The sequence below is a fragment of the Anaerotruncus colihominis genome (assembly GCF_010206195.1).
GTDB lineage: Bacteria > Bacillota > Clostridia > Oscillospirales > Ruminococcaceae > Anaerotruncus > Anaerotruncus colihominis_A.
Genome location: NZ_VIQT01000007.1, coordinates 1 through 15,111, shown reverse-complemented (window position 1 = coordinate 15,111; position 15,111 = coordinate 1). Strand labels below are relative to the sequence as shown.

Annotated in this window: 17 protein-coding genes; 6 read left to right on the top strand and 11 right to left on the bottom strand. The window is 52.1% G+C overall.

The genetic code is table 11. The features are described from left to right. Positions 1-6: 6 nt before the first annotated feature. The 10 genes from FMM72_RS17580 to FMM72_RS03230 form a co-directional block, all read right to left on the bottom strand. The gene (locus FMM72_RS17580; RefSeq protein ID WP_162220577.1) at positions 7-1,110 is read right to left on the bottom strand and encodes a DUF3846 domain-containing protein; all 1,104 of its coding nucleotides are present in this window, start codon (positions 1,108-1,110) and stop codon (positions 7-9) included. Further along, entirely contained in the window at positions 1,107-1,940 is an 834-nt protein-coding gene (locus FMM72_RS03270) for a hypothetical protein (RefSeq protein ID WP_347561220.1), read from the bottom strand. The genes FMM72_RS17580 and FMM72_RS03270 overlap by 4 nt, the downstream gene beginning before the upstream one ends. Positions 1,941-1,944: 4 nt before the next feature. Then, positions 1,945-3,969 carry an LPD1 domain-containing protein gene (locus tag FMM72_RS03265; RefSeq protein WP_162220575.1) on the bottom strand — a complete coding sequence of 675 codons (2,025 nt, stop codon included), beginning with the start codon at positions 3,967-3,969 and terminating at the stop codon, positions 1,945-1,947. Positions 3,970-3,998: 29 nt separating this feature from the next. After that, on the bottom strand, positions 3,999-4,907 hold the full coding sequence (locus tag FMM72_RS03260) for a hypothetical protein (protein ID WP_243157713.1): 909 nt from the start codon (positions 4,905-4,907) through the stop codon (positions 3,999-4,001). Positions 4,908-4,930: 23 nt separating this feature from the next. Then, positions 4,931-5,722: a DUF6674 family protein gene (locus tag FMM72_RS03255; RefSeq protein WP_162220573.1), complete on the bottom strand. Its 792-nt coding sequence runs from the start codon at positions 5,720-5,722 to the stop codon at positions 4,931-4,933. Beyond that, the gene (locus FMM72_RS03250; RefSeq protein WP_103242314.1) at positions 5,723-6,007 is read right to left on the bottom strand and encodes a helix-turn-helix domain-containing protein; all 285 of its coding nucleotides are present in this window, start codon (positions 6,005-6,007) and stop codon (positions 5,723-5,725) included. Positions 6,008-6,025: 18 nt separating this feature from the next. Next, a complete protein-coding gene (locus FMM72_RS03245; protein WP_162220572.1) occupies positions 6,026-7,009 on the bottom strand; it encodes a toprim domain-containing protein in 984 nt (327 codons plus the stop codon). 72 nt (positions 7,010-7,081) lie between these two features. Continuing rightward, the gene (locus FMM72_RS03240; RefSeq protein WP_162220571.1) at positions 7,082-7,954 is read right to left on the bottom strand and encodes a DUF6017 domain-containing protein; all 873 of its coding nucleotides are present in this window, start codon (positions 7,952-7,954) and stop codon (positions 7,082-7,084) included. A gap of 29 nt (positions 7,955-7,983) precedes the next feature. After that, positions 7,984-8,508: a DUF5720 family protein gene (locus FMM72_RS03235; RefSeq protein WP_162220570.1), complete on the bottom strand. Its 525-nt coding sequence runs from the start codon at positions 8,506-8,508 to the stop codon at positions 7,984-7,986. A 117-nt stretch (positions 8,509-8,625) separates the two neighbouring features. Next, positions 8,626-8,784 (bottom strand): Fic family protein, encoded by a 159-nt coding sequence (locus FMM72_RS03230; RefSeq protein ID WP_243157712.1) that lies wholly within the window; start codon positions 8,782-8,784, stop codon positions 8,626-8,628. 582 nt (positions 8,785-9,366) lie between these two features. Between FMM72_RS03230 and FMM72_RS17480 the strand changes: the two genes are divergently transcribed. The 5 genes from FMM72_RS17480 (at position 9,367) to FMM72_RS03205 (ending at position 12,508) form a co-directional block, all read left to right on the top strand. After that, positions 9,367-9,813, top strand: a complete 447-nt coding sequence (locus tag FMM72_RS17480; RefSeq protein ID WP_306815398.1) for a helix-turn-helix domain-containing protein — start codon at positions 9,367-9,369, stop codon at positions 9,811-9,813. Positions 9,814-9,982: 169 nt separating this feature from the next. Next, positions 9,983-10,225: a helix-turn-helix domain-containing protein gene (locus tag FMM72_RS03220; RefSeq protein WP_162220569.1), complete on the top strand. Its 243-nt coding sequence runs from the start codon at positions 9,983-9,985 to the stop codon at positions 10,223-10,225. Positions 10,226-10,372: 147 nt separating this feature from the next. Beyond that, positions 10,373-10,555 (top strand): hypothetical protein, encoded by a 183-nt coding sequence (locus FMM72_RS03215; protein ID WP_162220568.1) that lies wholly within the window; start codon positions 10,373-10,375, stop codon positions 10,553-10,555. A gap of 160 nt (positions 10,556-10,715) precedes the next feature. Continuing rightward, on the top strand, positions 10,716-11,270 hold the full coding sequence (locus tag FMM72_RS03210) for a low molecular weight protein-tyrosine-phosphatase (RefSeq protein ID WP_162220567.1): 555 nt from the start codon (positions 10,716-10,718) through the stop codon (positions 11,268-11,270). Then, positions 11,267-12,508 (top strand): HipA domain-containing protein, encoded by a 1,242-nt coding sequence (locus FMM72_RS03205; protein ID WP_207710300.1) that lies wholly within the window; start codon positions 11,267-11,269, stop codon positions 12,506-12,508. Before FMM72_RS03210 ends, FMM72_RS03205 begins: the two co-directional genes overlap by 4 nt. A 508-nt stretch (positions 12,509-13,016) precedes the next feature. Here FMM72_RS03205 and FMM72_RS03200 read toward each other — a convergent pair. Then, positions 13,017-13,709: a JAB domain-containing protein gene (locus FMM72_RS03200; protein ID WP_160209191.1), complete on the bottom strand. Its 693-nt coding sequence runs from the start codon at positions 13,707-13,709 to the stop codon at positions 13,017-13,019. Between the two features lie 362 nt (positions 13,710-14,071). Here FMM72_RS03200 and FMM72_RS03195 point away from each other — a divergent pair, with 362 nt between their 5' ends. After that, positions 14,072-15,037: an RluA family pseudouridine synthase gene (locus tag FMM72_RS03195; protein ID WP_160209192.1), complete on the top strand. Its 966-nt coding sequence runs from the start codon at positions 14,072-14,074 to the stop codon at positions 15,035-15,037. Positions 15,038-15,111: the final 74 nt, after the last annotated feature.

Here is a 15,111-nt window from a genome sequence, read left to right as displayed (position 1 = left end):
AAGCCATCAGCTCCTTTCTGGTTCTTTCTTTTTCTCCGGCGTCTTAGGTTCCGCTTTTGCCGCCTGTTTCTTTGCGTCGTCAAGCTGCTCCCGCAGCGAACCGTCCCGTTTTGCCTCCTGCTGCCGGGTGCCGCCGAAGAAATCCGGCAGCTCCTTAAATCCAATGCTGTCCACATAGTAGGCGCTGTCGCTGCCTTTTTCATGGAGCACAACCACATCAGAGACAGAAAGAGAATGGCCCTTAAAGTCCTCCGGGTGGTCGATATTAAAGCGTGTATAAATATCCTCCAGCGTTTCGCCGGGCGAAAGCTGTGCCGCATAGACCATTTGGTAATTGTTCCTGTCTACCGGGAGCCCTTTCTTTTCCAGCCAGTCAAGAGACATAAAACGGAGGTTATCCGTATTGTCCGATAAGTCAAGCTGGTAAATGGAATAAGTGCTGATCCCATACTCTTTTTCATAGGAAGAAATATGCTCCAGAAGCGGCGCCGTTTCTCCCTCCATGTGTTCCTCCCGCTCAAATGCCGCCAGCCTCATGCGGATTTTCCCGGTATCTCCTGAAAGCAGCTCGTCCGCCATGCGCTCCTTCTCCGCATGGGAATCCGGGTACAGGTCCGCATAGGCCCCGCTGTTTTTCCTGAAAAATTCGTCCAGGTCGAAAGCCAGGTCTGTGGATTCGTCAAGCCTTATATCATCCCCGCCCGGTTCCTCCATGACAGGGGCCGGCTGCTGTTTTTCCTCCGGCGGGAGGGGCTGCTTCACCGCAACGACCTCACCCGCCAGCCGGTAAAATTTCTCCGGGTATCTGAACTGTTCCTTATACTGCTCCATAAAGTAATCAGGAAGGTCGGCATAACTTTCCTCGCCCAGGCCGGCTATGAAAAAGGTGCCGGCCATGATCTCGATCATCTCGCCGTCCTGGTTGTAAATTGCCCGGTTCAGGGGCAGCCCGTTTATTTTCCCTTCATCATTGCAGACAATCGCGACAGGCTCCGCATAAGGGTAGTAGCCCTCTATGCCTCCCCCGACAGCCTCCTGCATGGATTTGAGGCTCCCGTCCAGCTCGGCCTCATAAGGCACTTTCCCAGGCTCTATCATCAATACTTTCAAATCTGCATATCCTCCTTCTTTTTAATCGGCGCCTTCGGCTCTGCCGCAGCCTTTTCCTGCACCCTCGCAGCAGACAGCTTTCCCAGCACGGAGGGCTTTTCCTCTTTTCCAGTCGCGGAAATGGCACCCTCCGAAACCTCGGCGGCATGGCCTGGTTTTACCGGTTCCCGGCCCTCCACGGTATATCCGGGGAGAAGCACGCCATTGACCGTAAAACAGTTTTCATGCTCTTTCGGAATGGGCGGTGAAATCTCCGCGAACAGATGGGAATAGGCTTTCTTCCGTCCTTCTAGGTACTTTTCCGCAGCGGCTTTGTCCGTATAGCGTTTCTGATTTTGCCCGGCAATCTTTTCGCCATAACCCTGTTTTGGGGAGTTCACATAGACATCCCATGTCACATACCAGGCAGCCGGAACATCCTGTTTTGTCTCCCTGTTATATGTTGTCTGTTCCCTGATCTGGCAGAACATCTTATAGACCCGGTTGCTGATCTCCATCCAGTCCTTGTTGTTGGAAAAGGGCTGCCAACAGTTCCCGGTATGCTTTACCTCCGGGGTGCGTAAGTATGCCAGCGCCCGGTCAAGCCGCTGCGTGGCCGCCGCCTGCTGTTCCCATTGCTTTGCTGCCGCTACCACGATGTCATAGGCTTTCTTTTCTCCCTCAATGCTGTCCTGGCGCATGACCTGTACCGTTTCAGCCCCCTGTGCAATCAACGCTGAAATATCCGTGTTCTCGCATGATACCGTGTGTTCCACCTGCAGCCTGTAGCCTTCTGACAGGTCCCCGGAGCGGTGCGCCCGGTAATCTTTGTTTTCCTCCAATCCTTCCACCTCCTTAAATCTCCGGCGTATGGCTCTTTTTCGGGACTGCCTGTGCCGGGGTGGTTTTTTCTGCCGGTTTCGCCGCCGCAAGCTGCGCCATGACCGAAGGCCGATCTGCCGTAAATATGGAAATCTGTTCATTCTCCACCAGTGGCCGCGCCGGAAGGGGCAGCGTTTCATCCGAATGGGTCAGTATCTGCTCCCGTTTCAGGTCTGCCACGATCTCGTCAAATACCGCATTGATGGCTCTGCGTTCCTCACCCTCCGGGAAGGCTTTCAGGACTGTCAGGTCTCCGCTTTTTTCTGTCACGAAGGTAACGGCGCAATCCGCGTGGCCCGCCAGATAATCGGAACTGTAAGGCAGCTTATCCTTGATGTAACAGGCAAAAGCCCTGGCGGTCATTTCCGTATTGCTGTCCCAATAGCCGCCGTCCTTTTCGCACTCCTTACCCATGCGCACGGAATTCCGGTAGAAATCGGTTTCCACCCGCCCGACCTGCGGCGCCTCCTGCGTCTGCATCCCGGACAGCATGTGCTCGAATATTTCCAGCCGTTCCCGTTCGCTTTTGGGGATCACCCGCCCGGTGACAGACTTCTTGAAAGCGCTGATCTGTTCCACGGAGCCAGTTTCGCCGGACAGAAACGCCTCTTTAAGAACCGCGTAGGTCTCCATCTGTTCCTCACTGCCATGCCGTTTCAGGGAACCGAGCACCGCCGAATCCAGCCAGCCTGCCGCATTTTTCCGGGTGCGCTCTGCCTGCGCTTCGGTACGGGCCGCCGCCTGCTCCGGCGTCTCCAGTTTATATTTCATGGTATCAATCAGCTTCTGGAACGGCGCGTAGAGGCGGGGCTGTTCCGAGAGCATCCCCTTCGCGCCCATCTTCGTGCCCAGGTAATCATCAAATCCATGCCACCATTCATGGGCCAGGGAGCCGGCCCCGTGCATTTTCGTAAGATTGATGACCTTCCGCAGCGGTTCATAATGGGCCGCCGCGTTCCCGCTGCCTCTGGCGCCGAAGGCGATGGCAAGCGTTCCCTGGTAGGCAATATCCCTGTCGCTGACCTGCAGGGCTGACGCCAAATCTTTAAGCGCTTCAAAACCCATGTTAAGGGAAGCCTGCCGGTCATTCTGGTTCATCCAGTTTCCGAACTCGCCGCCGCGGAACCCGAAGGCGTCAAGGTAGTGCTGCCCGGTGATCTCCACGCCGCTGCGGTAATCCGGCCCGTTCCGCCGCACATGGGAGAGCTGGGGAGGCACAAACCGCGTCTTTCCGCTTTTGCTGCGGCCCTTTGCCAGTTCCTGCACCCATTTCAGGGCAGCCTCCCGCGATTCAAAGTTTGTCTGTAAGATGGAATAGCCTTTCGTCACATACCAGGTATCAGGTTTCCAGTCATTATTTTTGGAATAAGTGTTCTTCCCGTCGTTAAAATGGATCGCATAGCCCTTCGGCACCTTCTGGTCTTTGGAGACGCCAAACTGTTCCTTCTGCGCTTTCTGTGTGAAGTTCCGCTCAAAATGCGCGGCAGAGTGGACCATCAGGGCATTGGACAGCTTGTTTGTAATGGCCGGGTTCTCCCGGCCCTTCTCCGTCGCCCGGTAATGGAGGCCGCTGCCCCAGCCCTGCACCTGTTCCAGATACCCGTTTTCCACAAAGAAACGGTCATAGGCTTTCATGGCGTCCTCCACGGTGCGGACCTCCGAGACCACGCCCTGCAGCTCCCGTACCGTCCGGATATATTCTTTCTGCCTTGCAAGCCGTTTCTCCGGCGTGTCGTCCCTGTGGTAATACTGCGGGGAGGCATTTAATCCGTCCCGTGCCTTTTTAATGAAATAGACCACGCCAAGAGAAATCCCATCCTCCAGCATGGCCTCATAATCCGGTTTCTTCCAGATATTATCCTTTTTTACAAATTTCTCGGCTTCACGCTCATTCATGGCGTCCAGGTCGTTCACATAGAGTCCACGGTCCTTCCATAAGTCTTTTTTGGCACCGCCGATCTTTTCCCCAAAATCTTCATGCTGTATGTTATCTGCCAATCATTATCACCTCCAATCTATGCAAAAATTTACCGCTCCGGGTTGGAACGGTCTTTCTCCGGTTTATGGAGCGTCGGTTGTTTTCCAATGAGCCTGTCTGTCTCCCTGCGGACCAGCCGGTCCACCGCACCCAAATCCTCCGGTCTGACAGCGAACTCCCGGTAATTTTCATACCAAAGGCCGGAAGTAACCACGGCAATCGGCGGCAGCTTTTCCGGTCCTTTGGGAAGAAGGCGGTAAACAGGAGCTTCATCATAGAGAAGCATCTGCTTGGCAGTTCCCAGCGGTATGCGGTACATGTCCATATCCGGGTTCTCTGCCGCCTCCATATATCCCGTATTCAGGCGTTCCTCCAAATCCTGGGGCATATAGGAAAATGCCTGCCCCTTCCACTGGCTGAACCTGCCCTGATAGAAGTGCTGCCATTCTGTCACCTGCTCCGGCGCATAGAGGTAGCGCCAGGTTTTCAGGGCGTCTTTTTCGCACAGCTCCATTGATTCCCATTTTTCAATGTCTGCCTCCGCCTTCGTGCCATCCCGGTATTCCATGCTGACGCCGTAAGGGTAGAGGGTATTCCTTTCTATATCCTGCCGCAGCGTGTCAAGGCCCATCATCAGGACATCCCCGTACAGCCGTCCGCCCTCCTTGCGCTCCGTGTGGAACAGGAAGGCCCTTGCGCCGGGGTATTCCGTCATGGCAGCCGTCCGGTAAAGCTCCGCTGAGGGGCAGTAGGCAAGCAGCGCATCCGACAGCCACATGTGGTTTTTCCCCATAATGGCAATCGAATCCGCCCCGGTATTCGCAGCAAGCGCACGCAGGTTATATTCGCTGTCCCGCAGGAAATCCCCGGCCAGGATATGGAGCCCATAGGCAAACACGCCTAAATCCGTATCGCAGACCAGATGAATCTGCGGAAGTGGTTCCTGTTTCAAGTCCATTTCCTCCCTTCGTTCTGTCCTTATCACCGGCTGCCCCTGTCATGGGACGCCTCCGGCTGGTTCTTTGCCGGCGCTGCCTTCACTGCCTGTTCCCGCATGGCCTCCAGGACAGAGGGCCGGCGCTGTGCCTGCCGTTCCAGCCCTTCCAGGGCGGTGATTGCCTTTTCCGCCTGTTTCTTCATGGCGCCCATGCACGCACGGCTGGCACGGTAGGGAGCCTTGACACAGGCCGCAATCCGGCCGGCGCTCCTGGCCTCCTGCACCGGTTCCTTCCCCAGCAGCGCCAGGCGCATGTTTTTCAGGTGTTTCCCAGCCTCATGGTACTCGGACACGAAGGCGTCAATCTTTGCCATAGACTGGTCGTTTTCCTTCCAGTTGTATTCCGCGCTCTGCCGGATCGCCTCCAGCGCCGGTTTCAGGTGGAGAAGATGGGCGATTCCGTTCAAAGCGGAAGTACCGCGTTCCTTAAAATCCGCCAGGATATGCCTGCATCCCTCAACAATCCTTCCCTTTAGCTCTGATAATTTCTGCTGCATGGAGGCAATATTGCCTTCCAGCGTCTTACAGGTCTTTTGTAAGGAGGCTATCAGGGAGCGGTCCTGCATTTTCTGCAGGTCCTCCCGCATGGCCGCCAGCTCGCCGACCGCTGTGGAAAGGCGGTCCTCCATCCCTGTGACAGATTCGATCAGCTTTGCGAAGTCCGCATAGGCGGGGGAATCATTTTCCTTTAAGAGCGCAAGCAGCGCCTTAACCTGCTCATTTTCCGCAATCGGCGTTCCCGTGCCGGAATCCGTATGTGTCCTTTCCTCCGCCATTTACGAATCTCTCCCTTCTGCCGGCGGCTGCCCTCCGGCAATCTTGCCGACGATCTCCGGCCCGGCCTCGTAAACCTGCATGAGCCGTCTGGCCGTGCCGCTGGGCTGTGCCGCGCCGCTGGTCCAGAGCCGGACCGTGGAAGGGGCGACATTCATCAGGAGCGCAAAGCCTTTCTCGTTCATATCCAGTTTTTCCATCAGCGCCTTAACCATGTCGGGGCCGTAGTCCGGGCACCGGGCGGCTTCGGCGATCATCTGTAAAGCCGTGTTCTCTGTGTTCATCATTTCCTGAAATCCTCCTTGTCAAATTGAAGCAGCCGCCTGTTTCCGGCGGCATTGCTGTTGTTGGTCTTTCATCTGCCCTGTAACATGGAGCAGCATTTCGTTGTAGTCCTTTCCCGTGCGGGGCGGGTTGATCCCCACCCGGATATGCCTGAAACGCCGTTCCTCATGGAGCATTGCCTTGATTCTCCTGGCATTTTTAAGGCCGCCAAGGTCATTGTCCATGTAAAGATTAACGCGCCGTATTTCCGGGTGGCGTTTCAGAAATGCAATCAGCGCCACATGGGAAGTTCCGCCCAGCGATAGCCGGTAGCCGTCCCATTTCCAGCCTTCCAATTCCTGCAGCGTGGCATGGGAGAGGGCGTCAATGGGCGCCTCAAACACCGCCACATGTCGGCTGCCTGGATTCTTCGGTGGATAGCAGAAGCTATATTCCTTGTCGCTGCCGTAGACATCTTTTCTAAGATTGCCGGTAATGCTCCGCATACATGCAAACTTTGCTTTGCCGACTTCATCCTTTCCCACAAACACACAGACCGGCTCGCCATGATACCGTGCCTCATAGAACAGCCCTTCCCGGAAACACCGGCTGATTACATCAAGGTTGATCCCGCGCTGCTGTAAATAGGAGATGGCAGAGGTGGCGCACCGTCTGGCCCAGGGGAGAGAAAAAGGTTTCTTCTCCGGTTCTTTCTGCACATTGGCTGTTACTGTCGTACTCCGATAGGCCGGTGTCTGCTGGATTTCTCCGCCTACCAGCGTATGGACCGCATCCACCAGCCCATAGCCCCGAATCTGGATCAGATAATCCAGGGCGTTGATACTCCGGCCCCGGCTGTTCCAGTACCAGTACCTTTTCCCGGTCACATAGACCAGGCTGTCATGTTCCTTGTGGCGGTAATTGGGTCCGTCCCGTTTCAGCACCCCAGGTTCATGGAACTGCAGGTATGCGAACAGGTCCGCCTCCCGTGCCGCCTGAATCTGCTCTTTGGTTACGCCGGGCATGATACCGGCACAGAATTTCTTTTCATCGTGCTTTGCCTCCTTTCTGTGATGAAAAAAGATGCCCGAAGGCGCCTAACAGCCGTACAGGTCATGGTTGACCTCGGCACGGTAATAACTGTCCATTGTTGCCGGGGCATTATACAGCGCCGCCAGCAGGTATGCCTTGATATTCCCGACTTTTGTAGTGTTCTTGTCAATACAGTCAAAGACATACTCCAGGTGGCCGGAATTGATCTTCAGGAAACGGCCCTTTACCACCTCCCTGGGAAAATCATCCCCGGCGATACGGATATATGGACGCTTGGATAAAATTACTTCAAGCATAAGCTCCATCGTCTCGTCTACGCGTTCTTTCCCATACCGGGAAACCATGCAGCCATACTCGATATTTTCTTTGATGATTTCACGGTAAGCGTCTACCAGCTCTATCCGATCCATCCCATCCAGGCGGCCCGCCGCCTCCGGCCCTGCCGGATAGATTGATGGATAAGTCCTTGATATATCCATTTTTGATTTTTTAGTTTTTAATGGATTAGTATTTAATTGTGCTGGATTTTCCTGTCCAGGTTCCACCTGTTCAGGTTTTGCCTGTCCTGGATTTCCCTGTCTTGGATTTTCCCGTTTAGGTGAATTTCCCTGTTTTTCAGCATTTACAGGCTTTTCATGGATCGTATACTCGATGTCTCCGAGCTGCCCGTTCCCATAGCGGAGGCGTTGCCTGGTGAGATACCCGTGCCGCTCCAGCTCTTTCAGGGCGGTAGTGATCGAATCCACGCCGTCCCTGCAGATATGGGCGAGCCCCTTAGTGGTATAGTCCCAATCTTCCGGCAGCGACAGCATGAGTGAGAGAAGCCCCTTTGCCTTTAAGGACAGTTCCGTATTGCGCAGGTGGTGGTTGCACATGATCGTGAAGTCCTTTGTTTTTTCTACCCGGAATACAGCCATAACAAAAACCTCCTTCCTTTCCCTCCGGGCTACAAGGCGCGGTCCCTGCGGTCATAGTACAGATGGCCGCCCGGCGCAACCTTTGCATGGTTTTTCAGCCTGACTTCGCCCCGTTCCTGGCTGTCTATGAATTTCCGGTAGCCGGCATCCGTAAGGAACAGCCGCATCTTGTCGCCCTTATCCCCGACAGGGGCATTGCCTGAAAGCACGTCAAAGACGATCATGTGCTTTACTTCCGGGTCGAAGCGTTCCAGTGCCATGATGTCATGCCCCTTCAATTTCTCTGCACCGGATTTCTGCCTGGCCTCCGCCAGTAGTTCCCCCATTGTCTTAGGACCTGCCGGAATCCGGTAGTTTTTCCGAATATCCTGAATGAGCGCCAGACATTCCTTTTCCGGCATGGCGTCCAGCTTTCGCACAAGCTCCGCCGCTATTTTCCTCTTTACCGGGTCCGGTATATAGGGGAGGCACATGCGCAGCTCATAAGTGACATCTGATTTCCCATAGCCTTCCGTCTGGAAGATCAGGCGCTTTTCCATTTCGTTCAGTTCCATGTGAATCTCCTTTCTCCTGAAAATGGGTACAAAAAAAGGACATCCACCTGAATAAAAGATGAAATGTCCTTTGGCATGTACGCTATTCAATTTTATATACAAAGCAGTTTGCCGCTGTTACGCCGCTTTCTGCAAGTGTCTCTGTGTTACATTCCCATCCAAAAACGGGTGGTTTTGCGTGATGGAGAAGGCAAGGCGGGCGGCACGCTGTTCCGGCGTGGGATAGGTTTCCTCATTGCCAAAGCCCTGCAGCGCCCCATACAGGGCGGACTCCAACAATCCAAGATCCCGCGTCCCGGCAAGGCCGCCTGTAATGTAACCATGATTTCATATCCAGCTAAATAATAATAATATTCCTGGGAATCCTCAATGGCACGTTTTCTTCTTTCAAACTGCTTGTTAACTTCCTCGCGCGCCTCTGGCGGAAGCTCTTTTATAAATGATTGGCAAACCTGTATCAATTTCTGTTCCTTATCCGCATGGCCAGGAATTTGCTTCAGACCGGCTGTTTTAACAATCTGTTCGAGCAGATCTCCAGCTGCGCTTAGAAAACCTTGTGCAAGATAATAATCGTTGATGAGTTCTTCATAATCAATAAAAGCATCTGTGACGGAAGAATAGCTGCCTCGCAGGTCGTATTTTTTGAGACAGAGACAGGAAGAATGATAATGCCCCTCATACTCTCGATAGATAGGGGAATACCGCTTCTGATAGGGTATCACTAGAGAGGAAAGCTCGCCCAATATACCTTCTATAAATTCTTCTGTGATTAGATATCTTTGAGACATTGTACGGCCCCCTTTCTATTTTAACGTGTGGCGCTCAATCTCCTGCGCTATAATACCCCGGATGCTGTCGATGCCTCTGAAAACCACAAAACTTTCCCCCAAATTTTCCATGGTATTTCTTTCCACCATTTGGCCTGTTCCTTTCTCAATCCAATTTCCATATACAGATGTGGATAACTTAATGGATTTAATCTATTTTAGTGATATATCACTAATTTGGGCTAAAAAAATATTGTATCATAGTGATAAATCACTTAAAAGAAGGGATTTGCCTATGAATACACGAGAGGCAATCGCAATTCGCATTATGGAGTTATGCAATGAACGAGACATAACTCCAAATGGACTAAGCAATACTTCTGCTGTTCCACAATCCACCATTAAAAGCATTCTAAATGGAGAAAGCAGTAATCCGGGGGTAGTTACAATCAAAAAACTTTGTGACGGTTTTGAAATTACCTTAGGAGCCTTTTTTTCAACGCCGGAATTTGATGCGTTAGAACAAGAAATTTATTAAAATATGATAATCCCAAAATTAAAATTGCGTAAAAGCGAGGTTATGCCCTAGTTTGTCGAGACTTTATTATCAATTATATCATATTTTCGGGAGGTAGTGAAATATCACTAACACGGAAATTATAAATAATATAGGATAGTAATGAGCTAATAGGGGGAGGTGGTGTCCTATGGATACTCGTGAGGCTATCGTGGCCCGTATTATAGAACTGTGTAACGAACGGGACATAACGCCAAATGGATTAAGCAATATTTCGGCTGTTCCCCAAGCAACGATTAAAAGTATTCTCAACGGGGAAAGCAACAATCCGGGCACAGTTACAGTCAAAAAACTTTGCGATGGTTTTGAGATTACCCTGGGGGCTTTCTTTTCAACACCAGAATTTGATTCATTAGAACAAGAAATTCGTTAAATTTTTTATTGTTTTGAAAATACACTGAGACGATAATGATCCCAGTGTATTTTGATTTTGGACGTTACACTCGATATTCTTAAACAATGGGTATAGGGCTATATTGAAAGTCCATGCTTCCCATAATACCTAACCCGTGGAAAGGCTATGCCAACGATTAAAGAACTTATATCAATTTGTGACTATTTTGGTATTACAATAGAGCAGTTCTTTGCTGAAAATGTAAAATATCCTGATTTGATTCAACAGGCTATTGATGGAATGAATAGTTTGAGTGAAGCAGATTTGAGTCTGGTTCTCCAGCAGATAAAACGTCTCAGCAAAGATTAATAACCCCACTTTTATTGTAAATAAAGGTGGGGTTATTTTTATTAGAGGGGCTAGCCTTTGATTGCCGCAATTTCTACGGAAGAACACCTTCTGCCGCTCGACTGTCCGCTTCCTTCGTGCTATACTAAGGGGGAGAACAAGAGAACGGAGAACGAACCATATGACCAAAATATTGTTTATCTGCCACGGCAACATCTGCCGCAGCCCAATGGCGGAGTTTATTATGAAAGACTTAGTGAAGAAGGCCGGACTGGAAAAAGAATTTCTCATCGAGTCCGCCGCCACCAGCACCGAGGAGATCGGCAATCCGGTCTATCCCCCTGCGCGGCGCAAGCTGGCAGAGCACGGGATATCGTGCGGCGGGCACAGCGCCCGCCAGCTGACCAACCGCGACTACGACCAGTTCGACCTGCTTATTGGCATGGATCAGGCGAACCTCCGCAATATGCACCGCATCATCTCCGCGCCAAGAGCCTCGCTTCGCTCGGTTGCGCTCCGAAATGGCGCCTGCGGGCGCTCATGCGGCGGAGACTACGCAGACAAGATGCACCTGCTGATGGATTTTACCAACCGTCCCGGCGATGTAGCGGACCCATGGTACACCGGCGATTTCGAGGCGACCTGGCGGGATGTGCTGGCGGGCTGCCAAGGGCTGCTTGAAAGAATTAACCGCAAGGATATGAAAAACGATACAAGAACGGAAGAATACCGATGAAATGCAATCTGATACACAAGCGCATCGCTGTGGCGGAACTGCTGATCGATGATACGACCGGTTTTATTCAAAAAATCGGCAGGGTATTTCAGCCCGAACATCTGCCCATCGGTGTCCCTGTGAAAAAAGGGCTCGCTGACCGTGCGGCCTTAAACGAATGGTGGACGGATCGTTCCATTCCTGCCAGCCGTTCCGGAATCCGAGAGGCGCTGGAAACACTGGATGTGACCAGCACCAAAATGCTGCTGGTGCGTTGCTACGGCTTAAGCCTCTCCGATCAATACTGGATTTGCCCGGTAGACTCGAATCTCACATGGGAGCATATCAATTTCTTTGAAAACCCATTTTCGGGCGATATGGGCGATGTGCTGTTCGGCGCGCCGAAAAAGGCGGACGGTTTTGATTTCAGCTCACCCGACAACACCTCGGATGGCTGTCTAAAAAAGAGGTGGAAAATTTTAAACGGCAAGCGCTGTCTCATCAAAGGCGGCAGCAACCCGTTCCGACAGCAGCCTTTTAACGAGGTTATCGCCGCAGAGATCATGGAACGGCTGGGTATCGACCACATCCCCTACGCGGTCATGTGGAACGAGGACGCTCCTTACAGCGTGTGCGAGGACTTTGTCACGGCGGATACCGAGTTGGTCGGCGCATGGCGGATTATGCAGACGCAGAAAAAGGACAACAGCACCTCGGTCTATCAGCATTTTGTGAATTGCTGCAAGGCGCTTGGTGCGCCGAATGTTGTGCCAAGCCTTGACCGGATGATCGTCCTTGACTATATCATCGCCAACGAGGACCGGCACTTAAACAACTTCGGCTTGCTTCGCAATGCTGAAACGCTGGAATGGCTTGGTTTCGCCCCCATTTTTGACAGCGGTTCCTCGCTGGGCTACGACAAGGTGACAGCGCAGATTCGTGCCGGACGGGATATCACCTGCAAGCCCTTTAAAAAGCACCATACTGAGCAGCTCAAGCTGGTCTCGTCCTTTGACTGGATCGACTTTGAAAAGCTGAAGGATGTAGAATCCATGATCACAGCAGTGCTGTCCGATGAGAAGAACGGGGAATTTATTGATGAAAGCCGGATCTCCGCCATCGCTTCTGCGGTAGGCGAGCGCGTACAGATTCTTCGTGAGATTGCCCTGACGCACACGCCGAACCACGCAGAGATCACGACAGAGGACGATGTGGAGGAAAATATCGCCGAGGACTATACCCCGAAAATGGAAATGTAAATTTGAATCAAGCAATTGAATCCGTCGTTTTGCAGACAATGACTTTTCTTATGTCAAAAACAGGTGCCTGCGTCCGGGGTGGTTCCAAAGTGGGCAAGCTTGCCAAACAAAGAACCATCGCAGAGAAATCTGCGATGGTTCTTTGTTTATAAAACAGCAAGGCCGAGATCGATGGTGATGTCAGCCTCCCTGATCTCATCGCCAATGTGTTTGCTTGCCGCTCCTGCCGTTCATGTTGGCAGACACAAATTTCACACCACAACCGCCCCCAGATAATTTCCCAGGGATGTCAGCACCAGAGGAATCGCACTGAACAAGGCATGACGGCTAGGTATTAGCCATGTCTCTTGGCCGCTTGTAGACAGCCAATGAATCTTCTCGGCGAATATGCCGGCCATATGAAACGGGGCTAGTCGTACTTACTGCGCATGATTTTTCAAGGCTTCAATACAATGGGAGCAAAAGCTGCCGGGAAAGATTGTTTGCTTGACAATTTGGAATATATCCTTTAAATGCCGCCTTCCACATGAATGAAGCCTGAATCGCGCAGAGAGATATAATCCTGTCCTGCAAAGATAAAATGATCAAGCAGGCGGATCTTCGCAGCGGCGAGCGCACGACAAACGCTTTCCGTCGCTGCCAGGTCGGCATTGGACGGTACAGCAAGCCCATGGGGATGGTTATGCGCTAAAATAACGGACACAGCGCGGCTGCGCATGGCGGCTTCCAAAATGGTCCGCGAATACATCGGCGCTGAGTCGATCGTTCCCTCCGCGATAAAATCGCCGTAGGTCAAACCGCCCTTATTGTTCAGGCAAAGCAGAAACACCATTTCCTTTGTACGTCCAACGAACTTTGGGCGTAAAAAATCACCGATTGCTTGCACAGATGTAAGCAATATCTGTTCATGATCCGCACTGTCCAGATAACGGCGTGTCAGATCCGGCACCAACTTAAGCAAAGTAGCCGTATTGCGCCCGACCCCCTCCACTGTGCACAGCTCGTCAAAGGCGGCGTCAAATACAGCGTCAAGGGACCCAAACCGGGCAATCAAACGATGTGCCAGTTCATTTGTATCACGCTGGGGTACAGCGTAAAACAACAAAAGCTCGAGCACGGTATGCGGCTCGAAATGGTCAAGTCCTTCCCTCAGGAAGCGATCTTTCAGGCGCTGACGGTGCCCTTCATGCAGATTTTCCATTGTGTCACCACATTTCTTGATGTCTCAACTCCATTATATCCGCAGCGCGCCCAATTTTCAACCATCCAGCCGACTTCATCGCTTGCCGCAATGATTACTTCATGGTAGAATAACCGCAAAGCGGTTATTCTACGCCTTATGGCCAACGGCTCGCCGCTTGCGCGGCAACCGCCTTTTGATGGCCAATTCTGACATGCCGCTTCACGGGCATGTCAGAATAACCGCAAAGCGGTTATTCTACGCCTTATGGCCCAGGGCGATATTGCGGGCGCAGCCCGCTTCCGCCCAAACGGCCGGCTCTGTCATATTTTCACGGCAATATGGCAGAACTGGTCCAAAAGAAATCCGACCTGGAGGATATCATGAGGGAATTTCAAATCAACAGCAACGACGCCGGACAGCGTGTCGATAAGTTTCTCACCAAAGCGGTTCCGCTGCTGCCGCAGTCCATGCTGTATAAAGCGATCCGTACCAAGCGTATCAAGCTTAATGGAAAACGCTGTGAGATTTCGACGCGCCTTTGTGCCGGCGATCTGCTCACGCTCTATCTCAACGACTCTTTTTTTGACGACCACGACGATGCTTTCTCCTTTCTCCGCTCTCCAGCCGCGATCGATATTCTTTATGAGGACGAAAATATCCTGCTTGTCAATAAGCCCGCCGGTCTAGTCGTTCATGAGGACGAACATCAAAGCAGCGATACACTCATCAACCGTATACAGCATCATCTCTACGACTGCGGCGTTTACAATCCGACGAGGGAGAATAGCTTCGCACCGGCATTATGCAACCGTATTGACCGCAATACCGCCGGTATCGTCATCGCTGCGAAAAATGCCGCCGCCTTGCGTATCCTCAACGAAAAAATCAAGGCGCGCGAACTGCAAAAGCTCTATCTGTGCATTGTGCACGGAACGATGCCAAAAGAATCCGACACGCTAAAAGCCTTTCTGCGCAAGGACGCGCATACCAATACCGTCACAGTCTACAATCATCCGATCCCCGATGGACGCACGATTTTAACGCGTTACCGCGTCCTGGCACAAAAAGGCCGGTTTTCACTTCTCGAAATTGATCTGCTGACAGGGCGTACCCATCAAATCAGGGCGCATTTGGCACATATCGGCCACCCGTTGCTCGGCGATGCAAAATATGGCCGGAATTGTGATAACCACGCAACAGGCTTGAAGCATCAGGCGCTTTGCGCTTATAAGCTGACCTTTCGTTTCCAGTCGGACGCGGGCATATTAAACGGGTTGAACGGGCGTTCCTTTGAGGTGCTGGACGTTTGGTTCCGGGACGCCTTCTTTGCCGGCACGCTGCATTGAACGCTGCCTGCCGGGCACTTGACAGGCGGGCAGCGTGAATCAATAAATAAGGGACGGCGCCGCTTTAGCGGCGC

Bases quoted from the DNA above. Each gene is read 5' to 3' on its own strand.
- FMM72_RS03210 (WP_162220567.1), top strand. From the start codon at position 10,716: ATGACCAAAATATTGTTTATCTGCCACGGCAACATCTGCCGCAGCCCA.
- FMM72_RS03250 (WP_103242314.1), bottom strand. From the start codon at position 6,007: ATGATGAACACAGAGAACACGGCTTTACAGATGATCGCCGAAGCCGCC.
- FMM72_RS03240 (WP_162220571.1), bottom strand. From the start codon at position 7,954: ATGGCTGTATTCCGGGTAGAAAAAACAAAGGACTTCACGATCATGTGC.
- FMM72_RS03195 (WP_160209192.1), top strand. From the start codon at position 14,072: ATGAGGGAATTTCAAATCAACAGCAACGACGCCGGACAGCGTGTCGAT.
- FMM72_RS03220 (WP_162220569.1), top strand. From the start codon at position 9,983: ATGGATACTCGTGAGGCTATCGTGGCCCGTATTATAGAACTGTGTAAC.
- FMM72_RS03245 (WP_162220572.1), bottom strand. From the start codon at position 7,009: ATGCCCGGCGTAACCAAAGAGCAGATTCAGGCGGCACGGGAGGCGGAC.
- FMM72_RS03205 (WP_207710300.1), top strand. From the start codon at position 11,267: ATGAAATGCAATCTGATACACAAGCGCATCGCTGTGGCGGAACTGCTG.
- FMM72_RS17480 (WP_306815398.1), top strand. From the start codon at position 9,367: ATGCCTCTGAAAACCACAAAACTTTCCCCCAAATTTTCCATGGTATTT.
- FMM72_RS03255 (WP_162220573.1), bottom strand. From the start codon at position 5,722: ATGGCGGAGGAAAGGACACATACGGATTCCGGCACGGGAACGCCGATT.
- FMM72_RS03215 (WP_162220568.1), top strand. From the start codon at position 10,373: ATGCCAACGATTAAAGAACTTATATCAATTTGTGACTATTTTGGTATT.
- FMM72_RS03260 (WP_243157713.1), bottom strand. From the start codon at position 4,907: ATGGACTTGAAACAGGAACCACTTCCGCAGATTCATCTGGTCTGCGAT.
- FMM72_RS03200 (WP_160209191.1), bottom strand. From the start codon at position 13,709: ATGGAAAATCTGCATGAAGGGCACCGTCAGCGCCTGAAAGATCGCTTC.
- FMM72_RS03235 (WP_162220570.1), bottom strand. From the start codon at position 8,508: ATGGAACTGAACGAAATGGAAAAGCGCCTGATCTTCCAGACGGAAGGC.